General features: G+C 58.5%; 11 protein-coding genes and 1 pseudogene. 6 read left to right on the top strand and 6 right to left on the bottom strand.

The features are described from left to right. The first annotated feature begins 32 nt into the window (after positions 1-32). Together ABIB00_RS38255 and ABIB00_RS38260 are read left to right on the top strand one after the other, a co-directional pair. A protein-coding gene (locus ABIB00_RS38255) for an IS3 family transposase (RefSeq protein ID WP_502917958.1) occupies positions 33-1222 on the top strand; the annotation gives its coding sequence in 2 pieces (ribosomal slippage) (positions 33-279 and positions 279-1222; 1191 coding nt in all). Between the two features lie 18 nt (positions 1223-1240). Next, positions 1241-1408 (top strand): annotated as a pseudogene (locus tag ABIB00_RS38260) (ABC transporter substrate binding protein); the annotation flags it as partial. A gap of 670 nt (positions 1409-2078) precedes the next feature. On the opposite strand, the gene ABIB00_RS38265 reads toward ABIB00_RS38260, so the two are convergent. After that, positions 2079-3260 (bottom strand): SMP-30/gluconolactonase/LRE family protein, encoded by a 1182-nt coding sequence (locus ABIB00_RS38265; protein ID WP_354107916.1) that lies wholly within the window; start codon positions 3258-3260, stop codon positions 2079-2081. Positions 3261-3706: 446 nt separating this feature from the next. On the opposite strand from ABIB00_RS38265, the gene ABIB00_RS38270 reads away from it, so the two are divergent. Together ABIB00_RS38270 and ABIB00_RS38275 are read left to right on the top strand one after the other, a co-directional pair. Beyond that, positions 3707-3913, top strand: a complete 207-nt coding sequence (locus tag ABIB00_RS38270; RefSeq protein ID WP_354107917.1) for a hypothetical protein — start codon at positions 3707-3709, stop codon at positions 3911-3913. 462 nt (positions 3914-4375) lie between these two features. Continuing rightward, positions 4376-5035 (top strand): GDSL-type esterase/lipase family protein, encoded by a 660-nt coding sequence (locus ABIB00_RS38275; protein ID WP_354107918.1) that lies wholly within the window; start codon positions 4376-4378, stop codon positions 5033-5035. 218 nt (positions 5036-5253) lie between these two features. On the opposite strand, the gene ABIB00_RS38280 is transcribed toward ABIB00_RS38275, so the two are convergent. From ABIB00_RS38280 to ABIB00_RS38300, 5 genes are all read right to left on the bottom strand, one after another. After that, positions 5254-5691, bottom strand: a complete 438-nt coding sequence (locus ABIB00_RS38280; protein WP_247344811.1) for a hypothetical protein — start codon at positions 5689-5691, stop codon at positions 5254-5256. A gap of 787 nt (positions 5692-6478) precedes the next feature. After that, positions 6479-7543: an IS110 family RNA-guided transposase gene (locus ABIB00_RS38285; RefSeq protein WP_354107919.1), complete on the bottom strand. Its 1065-nt coding sequence runs from the start codon at positions 7541-7543 to the stop codon at positions 6479-6481. 100 nt (positions 7544-7643) lie between these two features. Continuing rightward, complete coding sequence (locus tag ABIB00_RS38290; RefSeq protein WP_247342336.1) at positions 7644-7994, bottom strand: hypothetical protein; 351 nt, start codon at positions 7992-7994, stop codon at positions 7644-7646. A 369-nt stretch (positions 7995-8363) separates the two neighbouring features. Next, a complete protein-coding gene (locus ABIB00_RS38295) occupies positions 8364-8798 on the bottom strand; it encodes a hypothetical protein (RefSeq protein ID WP_354107920.1) in 435 nt (144 codons plus the stop codon). A gap of 589 nt (positions 8799-9387) precedes the next feature. Beyond that, positions 9388-9708, bottom strand: a complete 321-nt coding sequence (locus tag ABIB00_RS38300) for a hypothetical protein (protein ID WP_247342342.1) — start codon at positions 9706-9708, stop codon at positions 9388-9390. A gap of 72 nt (positions 9709-9780) precedes the next feature. Here ABIB00_RS38300 and ABIB00_RS38305 point away from each other — a divergent pair, with 72 nt between their 5' ends. Further along, positions 9781-9933, top strand: a complete 153-nt coding sequence (locus ABIB00_RS38305) for a hypothetical protein (RefSeq protein ID WP_354107921.1) — start codon at positions 9781-9783, stop codon at positions 9931-9933. A 41-nt stretch (positions 9934-9974) separates the two neighbouring features. Then, on the top strand, positions 9975-10142 hold the full coding sequence (locus ABIB00_RS38310; protein ID WP_247342346.1) for a hypothetical protein: 168 nt from the start codon (positions 9975-9977) through the stop codon (positions 10140-10142). The last annotated feature ends 431 nt before the right edge of the window (positions 10143-10573 follow it).

The following is a 10573-nucleotide window of genomic DNA, read 5'->3' on the forward strand; positions in this document are numbered from 1 at the left end:
AGTTCGCTCTGGCCCAAGACGAGGACCAGAGCATGAAGCGCAATCGTTTCACGGAAGAGCAGATCATCGGGATCTTGAAGGAGCACGAGGCCGGGGTTTCAGTGGCCGATCTGTGCCGCAAGCACGGCGTCAGCGACGCCAGCATCTACAAATGGAAGGCCAGGTTCGGCGGGATGGAGGTCTCCGAGGCCAAGCGGCTGAGAACGCTGGAGGACGAGAACACGAAGCTGAAGCGGCTCCTGGCCGACGCCATGCTGGACAATGCGGCGCTGAAGGACCTCTTGGGAAAGAAGTGGTGACGCCCGCACGGAAGCGGAAAGCTGTCGCTCATCTGGTGGATGCCCATGGGATGAGCGAACGGCGGGCGTGTAAAGCCATCGGCTGCTGCCGCATGACCATGAGATATCGGACGACGCGGACTGACGATGCCAGCCTTCGCCAGCGCATGAGGGCGATTGCCCAGGAACGCCGCCGCTTCGGCTACCGGCGACTGCATGTTCTGCTCAAGCGGGAGGGGTATCTGATCAACCACAAAAAGCTCTTCCGGCTCTATCGGGAAGAGAAACTGACGGTGCGCCGCCGTGGTGGCCGCAAGCGGGCGATCGGGACCAGGGCGCCGATGCTGGTTCCGGTGGCGCCGAACGACCGGTGGTCGCTCGACTTCGTGTCGGATCAGCTGACCGACGGCCGCCGCTTCCGCATCCTGACCGTCGTCGATGATTGTACCCGCGAGTGCCTGGCGCTGCTGGCCGACACCTCGCTCTCCGGCGTCCGTGTGGTGCGGGAACTGGACCGACTGATGATCGAGCGTGGCAAGCCGAAGATGGTGGTCAGCGACAACGGCACCGAGCTCACCAGCAACGCCATTCTCGCATGGGCCGACCAGAGCCGCGCCGCATGGCACTACATCGCCCCGGGCAAACCCATGCAGAACGCCTTCATCGAGAGCTTCAACGGTCGCCTGCGCGATGAGCTGTTAAACGAGACGCTGTTCACGTCACTGGCTCAAGCCCGCGTCGCGCTTGGATGCTGGCGGGCCGATTACAATCACACACGACCGCACTCGCAGCTCGGATGGAGAACCCCGTCCGAGTTCGCCATGACCTGCCACCCGCGCCGGGATCTGGCGCTGCGCTATGCCGAAGGCTCCGCGCCAGCTCCCGTCGCTCCCACCGCCCAAGAGAGTAAGTCCAACTGCCGGAGCGAACTCAAAACTGGATAAAACTTGGGGGCAAGGTCACGCGCTGGCGACTATGTTGACAAGATCCTCAAGGGCGCCAAGCCTATGGACCTCCCGGTAGAGAGGCCAACAAAGTTCGTCCTCATCATCAACATGAAGACGGCCAAGGCGCTCGGTCTCACCGTTCCGCCATCGTTGCTGGTACGTGCCGACGAGGTGATTGAATAGAAGGCCCGCCGCGCTGCATGAGTCTGGTGTTGGCCCGTTCCGGACCAGCTATGTCCGCAGTTCGGGGTAGGCCGGAAGTGACAGATATGTTCTGCACGCATGGTAACCCGTTGATGCCCAGCGCACGATGAAAGTCATGCTGGCTACCGCCGAAGATGCAGGTCTTTATTGGCAAGCAATGCGTCGAGTATCTGGATCTCGATGGATAAGCAGATTTTGGCCAAACGTTAGCAGGAAGAAAAAAGAGGGCCGAGGCCCTCTTTCAAGTTAGTACCGACGATAGCTACGATGGTATCCATAGCTGCGACGTACATAGGGGCGACGGACGACGTAGGCCCCGCGCCGATACACGGGCCTTGTGCGGAGGCAACCGCGCGGACCGCAGACCACTGCGACGTTCTCGACGTTCGAAGACTGGAACTGTCCCAAGGGGGCCAGTGGCATTGCTGAAGCGGTCCCGGTCGAAAGAGCTGCGCCACCTAACGCGGCCAGTGCGAGAAGTGCGATTCTAAGTTTCATCTAGTTCCTCCCGTTGAGTGTTATCTCCACAGGACGTGTAGAGGTTCGTCTGTGAATGAACGATGAGGACGAAGATTAAATCGCGGTAATCAGCGGCTACGCGGTGATGCGCGGCTGATGCGGTGCGCACCGCAGCAGCCTCGCGGCGAAGTCATGGTTGCGCCGCCAACCGCGCGCCATCTGGCCCAATCAGTCCGGGGTAGGGCGCCTTGAACTTGTAGACGGTTCCGCTGACGGCACCTTCCATGTAGATATATTGGTTATTCTCGCCGCCAAAGGCAAAGTTCGTGGCCGAGGAATCACCATTTGGCAACGGTACGTAACCGATGATGAAGCCACGCGGATCGTACTCGATGACTCCGCCGATGCCGCACGCCGCCCAGAGATTCCCATGCACGTCATAGTGGATGCCGTCAGGCCCACCGTTGCCGGGATTGTAGCTTCCGGCCGTGGCGAAGAAGAATGTCGTGTGCGAGGGATCGTTGGCGCAGTCGGTGCAGGCGGGATTCGGCCCTCGCAGGAACGAATAATACAGCATCCGGTTGCTCGCATAATCCGCAACAGCTAGCGTGCCGTCATCCGGCGAAACCGCTATGCCGTTAGGAAAACTGCCCGTAGTGATGATGCGCCGGAGAATCCCGTCCTTGGAATATTGATAGACCGCGCCGGTCCGATCAGCCGCATCGGGTCCTGGTCCTGTTCCCCATGGGTCGGTGAAATACAGGTTGCCCTCGGCGTCGAAGTCGAGATCATTTGGACCCTTAAAGAGTTCGTTATGGAACGTGGAAACGAGCGAGCTTAGTTTCTTCGTCTCCGGATCATAGACCAGGACGCCGAGGTGGCGGGTCGTGACGTAAAGCTTGCCATCATGCCAGCGCGTCCCCTGCGGTTCGCAAGCGGGACCGAGGTCTCCTTTCGGGTTGCAGTTGAACCCGGGGACCAGCTTGGCGTCTGGAGTGAGGTAGGACACCCAGCCGCTGCCAATCGCGACAAACCAGAAGTTGCCTGCCTTGTCGAAGGCCCCACCCTCGAGAAACTTGCCCTGGGGTTGATCATGGATATCCGCAAACAAAGTAACCGGTCCGATGCCGGGCGGCGGTGGTGGCAGACCCCACGGCTGCACTTGCTCCGGCGATGGCGGACCGGCGAGTGGGGGCGCGGGGATGGACTGGGCTTGCGCCGATGCAGTATGAACGGTTGCGGCCGAGCCCCAGAGTACGAGCGAGAGAATACAGACGGCACTTGCCAACTTCGTTGTCATGACGGTTTCCTCCGACGCTTTTGTTTTTTTCTGCCGTGCTTCAAGCATCAGCTCAAAACGTGGCACGAACATGGGCGCGAGGATTTCCTTTGCTACAATCCAAACGTCAGCTTCGAAGTTGTTGCCGGTTTGAGCTTGCTTAGCTGAAAGCCGTTCAAGCTTGGCGAACGGAGTAACCGCGGGCTCTGTTGCTAAGCTTGCAAGTCCTAGGCAAACGGCGGTACCTCGACCAGTGTTCCGATCAGTCTCAGCAACGCTTGCTGTTCGGGTCCCTTTCCGTCACGCAAGAAGTCGCCCAATTCAATGTGAGAAAGGCGGCCACCAGAAGGGGCATTGGGCTGATGGACAATAAAAGCATGTCCGTTAGTCGGCTCGCGCCCGATGAACCAAGTGTCTCCATTTGGACTGCGATATAGTTCTCGCCGATCTGACATATCTCCTCCTAACCGCCCCAGTTAATATGGTAGGCGAATGGGCGCTTTAGAGAAAGATATCTCGCAACTTGGAACGACCCGCGCGTGGAAGTGGATGGTCAGCCTTTTGAGACCGCAAGGGAAGCGGCGATTGCCATCTATGGAAAGAAGACCGGGGGATGGTGGTTTTTCCTGGCCGATCCGACATCGGGCCGCACGCTGTGCGCTGTCCGTCGTGAGTACATCGAAGCGATGGCCGTCGATTCGGACGAAGACGATCAGGATGACGATGGCGACGATGATGAGCTATGAGCCTTACCAAAATTCCCAGCCTCGGGAAAGATCAAGACTGGAGAAGTAACGAAGCAATACTCCGTGGTTCAGATGATCCTCATATCCGGCACCGTCGGCTTTGCGATAATGGGACCCTTCGTCCTGCTCTTCGAGATCGTTGCTCATAGGGAACGCAGGCCGCCCAACAAATGAGCCCGCGTTGCTTGCTAGTTAGCTGGCAAGCATCGTCTGCTGGTGTGACTTTCGCGACGTGCCAATTGAACCGAGCGGTGTCCGCATTCAGGGGTAATCCGGACGGCATTTGCTCATCCTGAGTTCTTCGCAGTCTGACCCAAAGCGGCCCATTACGTGAGTTGAGCTGTCTTATCTAATTTCACTTTGCTTTGGCATCCTCCGTCCCTTGGGAATACAAGACCAGAACCGCTAAGACGCATTTGGAACCGAACGTGCAGACGCTTGCTCACCTACTAGGAGAGCACGATGAACCCACAATCGGAAGGCCTCCGCGCGATGGTTTCTCGCCGTGCCATGATTGTCTCCATGGCAGTTTGCTTAGCGTTGTCTTGCCTGACGAGCCACAACGCCCGCGCCGACGACAAGCCGGCCAGAATCGTCGTGCTCGGGGACTCTCACACCGCCGGTAGCGGTATCGCCGTCGGCTACCGCTTTACGGACCAACTTGAATTTGCATTGAGGGCGAAGGGAAAAGCAGTCGTGGTTTTCAATGCCGGTGTTGTTCATGATACAGCTGCAAACGGTCTTGCCAGATTGGATCGAGCGGTCCCAGACGGGACCCATGCGGTAATTGTGCAGCTCGGCGGAACTGATATGTTGAGAGGTACCGATCCAAATGTCACTCGCGCGGCGCTCGCTGCAATTCTGCAAAACCTCCAAGCCCGGCGAATTGTCGCTCTCCTTTGCGGAGCACGACCTCACACCAACTTTGGGCATGAATACGAGAAAGCCTTTGCTGCGATGTTCGCTGGACTTGCCAGCGAGTACAATGTGCTGTTCTACGAGGCTTTTGACGACGTGTTGTCGACAATCCTCAGCTCAAGGCTCTCGGCGGCCTGCATCCAAATCCGGCTGGGTTCAAAGAGGTCGTCACGCGCATACTGCCCCAGGTCGAGGCTCTCATAGATCGCGTGGGCCTCGGAGACCGTTGATCCTCAGTGCAGCCTCCTTTCCGCTTCTAGCGCGTTTGAGACCTTGCGATGTGCACCGAACCTTCCGCTCACCGGGGGTCATCGCGGGAAGACTAAACCGACGCGACCCAAGGCGGAATTCGTTCCGTTGCAGCCAGTTTGCCTCCTCGATTCGGGCCTATGCTGGACGGTTCGAACGTAGGCAGTCCGAACTCAAGCGGGCATCAGATTGATGACTCGCATGATGGCGGCACTATTACCTATGTTCTCAGTGTCCTCTGGTTCACCTTTGACACAGGTCCATACGTCGTTTTTCTTCACCGTGAACGGATGACCATCGCGATGATCGAGCCGCATTTCGCCGTCGACGCACTGGCAAACCATATCGTTTCGCATGGCATCATCTTTGTGCTTTACTTTCGGCTGGAAGACTATGTCAACGACCTTAATTCGCTTGTAGGCGGGGAGTACGGAGTCGCGCCCATGCATCGCTTCGCGCTCGCTTACCTCCACTAGCCGAACGCCCGGGGCGAGCTCCTTGCCCTCATCGGGCCGATAAGGCTGAGCCACGGTTGGATTGGTTGCAACAAGAGCAGTTCCCGCTGTCGCGACACAGAACATCAGAGCAGATCGCCGATCGATTTCACCCATGCTTTCCTCCTGAGGTTCGCTGACCGTCCACGAGACGGGGGCGGTGTCGAGCATTCGATGCCCGATCGGGCATGCTGTCAAAGCCGATTTGAAATAGAACCTCGTTCCTGGTCTCAAAGAACCGTGACGATGGCCAACGACAGCCAGCGAACGGAGAGCAATGTATGTTAGCGCCGAAGATGTCAGCGGCGGGTGAAGAACGTTGTTCTTTGCTTCACTCGGTCCCGACTTTGTCCGCGCGTCCCCTGTTGGCCCATCGCTTGCGTTCGCGGGGTGTCGCTGCATGTCGGCTCACAGGGACAAACCGGAAGTTTGTAGCCGGGCGCCAGTTAGGCGGCTTGTGACCCGAATGTATGGTCCGGCCGCGCGTTGCAAGAGGTTTCGTCAACCTGGCAGATGCGGTCTTGCATCAATGTATCCGGCCTCTGATTGGAGCGTGTTGTGCTCCGGGCCATCATGGATATCAGCGCGCATTCGAGCTAATTAGCGGACAGGCCTCGAACGGGCCATTCGGGTCACCAGTGTTCGCATGCGCCGGGAAGACCGATCCTCCATCGTTGTCTCATTTCTCTCGCAGACCTCGGCGGGTAAGGGATGTTGTTACGTCATCGAACGCTCCTCACTTCGCACTGTTCCTTTGTTCGTGCCTGGCGGCCGTTCCTTCGTCCCGGCCTGCGCGCCGACGCGCCGCGCGCAAGGGCCGTCAAGGCCGGCCGTCGTGCTGTCCTGACGTCTTGCTCTACCGCTGCCAGGCTGCGCCTTGACGGCCCCGAGCACGGCGCGAGGATCAAGCAGGTCGGGACGCCATCTCATCGGTCTTGACGCACTCGAAGGCGCGCCCCTTGTTGAGAACCGCCCAGGCGATGCGGGCGAGCTTGTTGGCGAGCGCAATCGCCAGCACGTTGTGGTGCAATCGTTTCTTGGCGGCTTCGATCCAAGATTTGAGGCCATAGCGCTCCCAACTCTTGACCTTGACCAGCACAACCCACGCGGCCTGCACAAACAGCGCGCGCAGGTAGCGATTGCCGCGCCTCGATATCTTGCCGAGGATCGTGCGGTCGCCGGTCGATATCTGCTTCGGCACCAGTCCAAGCCAGGCGCCGAAGTCGCGGCCTTTCGAGAACACGTCTCCAGTGCCGATCGCGGCCACCATCGCGCTCGAGATGATCGGGCCAATACCAGGCACCGTCATCAGTCGCTCGCAGCCTTTGTCTTGACGAGCCAATGCTTCGATCTCGCTGGAGAGGTCCTCGATACGCTCATCCAGCCGGCGCCAGTCGCCCGCCAGATCCTCGATGATGCGCAACATGCGAGGCGAGAGCACATCGGTGCGCGTCGCGAGGATACCCGGCAACTCGGACCGCAGGGAGCGCAGGCCTTGCCGCAGCGCGATGCCCCGCTCCAGCAGGAACGCACGGATCTGATTGATGACGCCGGTGCGCTGACCGACTAATCGCTCGCGCACGCGGTGCAGCGCCTGCAGGTCGAGCTGGTCGGCGGTCTTGGTTGCGACGAACTTCACGGTCGGGCGTTGGACCGCCTCGGCGATGGCTTCCGCATCTCGGAAGTCATTCTTTTGTCCCTTCGAATAGGGGCGCACGTATTTCGCCGGCATCAAGCGGGCGTCGTGGCCAAGCATTTGCAGCTTGCGACTGAGGTGATGCGCGCCGACACAGGCCTTCATGCCCATCAAACACGGCGGCAGGTTGGCGAGCCGCGTTTCCACCTGGCCGCGCGACCACTTCTGCCGCAGCACGATGCCGCCGCGCTGATTCTGGCCAATGATGTGGAACGAGTTCTTGCCGATATCGATGCCGATGACGGCGGGCGAAGTGTCGAGTTTCTGAGACATGGCGTGCTCCTTGTCTTGGGCGCCCCTTGCCAGCTTGTCCTGCTGGCAGGGCCGGAGCACGGCCGGACCATTCCATTAGCGGAGCACCTTGAAAGTGAAGTCAAGTCATGAGTCCAGGCATGAAGCATCGGACGCGCGGATGGCCGTCTATGTAATGCCTCCAGACCATTGTGCGGCCGAAGCGGTTTGGTTGTGTGACAACGGCACCGTCAGGTACGATCACCCATTCGCCGTCAATGAGGACGCGGTAACGGCCCCGACTGGACTCCCAATCGGCATCGGACACTATGTATCCATCGGCATCGGTACAGCACTTTCCAAATTCGCTCTGCAAGCTTTCAAACCACGACTTCAGCGGAGAGTGGTCGTAGCGGCCGTCGTCACGTGCAAGTACTGGTGTCAGTAGCAACACTGAGCCCAGCAACGATGCCGCAAGTTTCGCTGGGAACATCTTTTTGCCTCCGCGATATTCGCCGGCCGATCCGCTGACTTGGTGCGGCTTAGGCTGGCAACCCGGAAACTAAAGTCCATTGCAGCTGCCGCTGATGACTGACGATAGCTACAATCGCTCGATGCGGTGATGGGACAGTTCATCCCCATCGCCCACTGACGTGAGTCCGGCAATTCGAGCGATGGTTCAAAAATCGACAACACTTCAACTAAAGGTCAGTGCAGCTGCTTCTTTGGCCTAGCCCGTCAGGACGGCTTGGGTCCACTCGAACGCTTGACCGCTGCTGGCCCAAATGCGGAGTGCACGATGTCCGCTATTTGGGTCGCCATCGGGGGAAAAGCGGACGTCGCACACAATCCGCGGGCGGTCTTACTGCGCTAGAAATCCGAATGCGACAACCAGTGCCACCATGCTCGCGAAAATCAGCAGTGCCGGGAGGGATTTTCGGGTCATTGGTTTCGTCGAATGGCGCGCAGCCGATTGACCGGGTTGAAATCTAGGCGGTCTCTGGGATCGCACGACTTTGCCCTCTGTCGTTGGCGTCCGAGCCTTTGGTTCCGGTGCTGCGCCTACGCCTCCCATCTCGCTGTAATAAGCGCTGTAGACCTCGCGAACGGCTAGGGCCGTGGACTCGGCCTCGCTCATTGTCTCGAGCCGAGTTCGATAGTTAATCAGAAAGCCTTGGCCGCTCGACGGCAGGTCATCGAAACCACCGAGCTTGCCCATCATGAGCCAGGTGGCAAAATCCGCCTCAGCCTTCGTGCGCGCTTTTTTGGCGATACTGGCGTTGGAGCTAGAGGACATGGTGGTCCGACTGGTTTGAACCCGGCCGCGAAGCTAGTTTATCGACACCATCCGCGCGGCGGGGGCGGGCAATTGGCTATCCAATCACAGTACCGGGAAAGTTCAAACGCGAACCTTACCAACTAGTCGGCTCCTGGCCAGGTTGAGACCGAGCAGGCTAACTAGGGTAGGGCTCACCTCTGCAGATCCCCAACCGCAGTAGCTATCAAATTCGTGGTCCAGTTCGACTCCAACTAGCACGCTCTGGATGCATGCTCTGCGACCCATCATACGAACAGTGAGCGTGGAAACAGCGTCTGCAGGCCGATGCTTTAACGTCTGCGGATATCCACTCCTCCGAACCGAATTGCCTGTGATCTGCATCCTCAGCATTTTCCGGAGGTCGCTTTAGGCCGCCGTAAGAAGCTACGGTGATGAGCTACGAGTAGACTAATCAGCCAGGCCAACTGAAGAGAGGGCCGTTGTCGCATCTCTTTCCGCCACGGAAGTGAAGTCGATCGAGAACATGCGTGGATGACGCTGCGGACATTCACGCGATGGCCTACGCACTTCGGCATGCATATGCCGAGGTCCCGGACAATTTCGTGCACTACACTATTCCAACAGCGGGCAACAATTTGCACTTGCCGAAAACGTCGATGTCAATGCAGGAAATAAGGGCTGCATCAAATACGAGATCGGCAAGGGCGGCGCAGCGAACGACATATGGATTGGGATCAATTGCATTCAGAGAAATACGGCGGCGAGCGCCGCCTTCTCGTTCGATAGTCCAACGTCTCAAGACATTCTGCAGCGCAGTGCGTGCGCTTCCGCTCCTGAGGGTGCTGCGCTCTGCGTTAGTCACGCGAACGGGCGGCTCGTCGCAGATGGGGTAGACGTAGAAGGGTACTTCATCGGCCTGCAGCAGCACGTAACGTCGAGCGGTAAAATCTCATCTTATAAGAACGTGCAGCAGAGCTCGAACAGTTGCGCGGAGGCAATTTTGCTGCTCAGCGGAAATGTTCCCGGGAATATCGTCTTTGAAAACATCGCGACCTCTTGCCCCATCACCATCCTGAACGGGCAGCCGGGCGGCTCTAATTTCACCGGTAACGTCGTCAAGCAGATCACCTGCGTCAGCGGAGCGTGCAGCTAGGTGCGTCGAGGCAACATCCTAGCTCAACAGGTTTTCAACCCATGAAAATGCTTGCAATCTCACTCGGACTGCTCGGCGTCAACACGGCTTCAGCAGCCGAGACCGTGATCTATCCGCAGCTCCCGCGTGACCGGCAGTGCGCCGCGATCGTCGACCGGGGCGGCGGCAAGATCACCGTGCTCATTCGCTGCAAGGGATACGTCGATTAGGTTGTCTATAGTGGTCGCGCTGAGAATTCCACCATCATCGACTAAAGTCTGAGTAGTGGAGCAGCCGGTGCGGCAGATCGAGCAATGGGCCGGTCCATGCCCGGATCGGCGACACGGCGCTGAGCTATAGATCACTTTCATCCTTGCTTGGATCAACGAGATATCGCCTTCGTTCAATCCTGCGCGCAGGAGGGCGCCAATTCCAGGTTGACGCCACGTTTAGCAACAACTAGAAACGAGGTTTTCTGGTTGAAGAATATTGCATGCATACCAAAGTCAATTTTACAAACAGCGATGCTCGAGGTGCGCGTACAAAACTGGCTTCGTGGACCATTATCGTTGTCGTCCCAGCCGTGTTCATCCTGAAGCTCCTAGGACTGGCGCTATATGCGATCCCCGAATCCGATGATTTTTGTTTCTTTCACGCGAAC

This window comes from Bradyrhizobium sp. LB14.3, assembly GCF_040547985.1.
Lineage (GTDB): Bacteria > Pseudomonadota > Alphaproteobacteria > Rhizobiales > Xanthobacteraceae > Bradyrhizobium.

Excerpts from the sequence above, each read along its gene's own strand:
- ABIB00_RS38310 (WP_247342346.1), top strand. The coding sequence starts at position 9,975 with ATGAAAATGCTTGCAATCTCACTCGGACTGCTCGGCGTCAACACGGCT.
- ABIB00_RS38280 (WP_247344811.1), bottom strand. The coding sequence starts at position 5,691 with ATGGGTGAAATCGATCGGCGATCTGCTCTGATGTTCTGTGTCGCGACA.
- ABIB00_RS38290 (WP_247342336.1), bottom strand. The coding sequence starts at position 7,994 with ATGTTCCCAGCGAAACTTGCGGCATCGTTGCTGGGCTCAGTGTTGCTA.
- ABIB00_RS38265 (WP_354107916.1), bottom strand. The coding sequence starts at position 3,260 with ATGTTCGTGCCACGTTTTGAGCTGATGCTTGAAGCACGGCAGAAAAAA.
- ABIB00_RS38275 (WP_354107918.1), top strand. The coding sequence starts at position 4,376 with ATGAACCCACAATCGGAAGGCCTCCGCGCGATGGTTTCTCGCCGTGCC.
- ABIB00_RS38285 (WP_354107919.1), bottom strand. The coding sequence starts at position 7,543 with ATGTCTCAGAAACTCGACACTTCGCCCGCCGTCATCGGCATCGATATC.
- ABIB00_RS38295 (WP_354107920.1), bottom strand. The coding sequence starts at position 8,798 with ATGTCCTCTAGCTCCAACGCCAGTATCGCCAAAAAAGCGCGCACGAAG.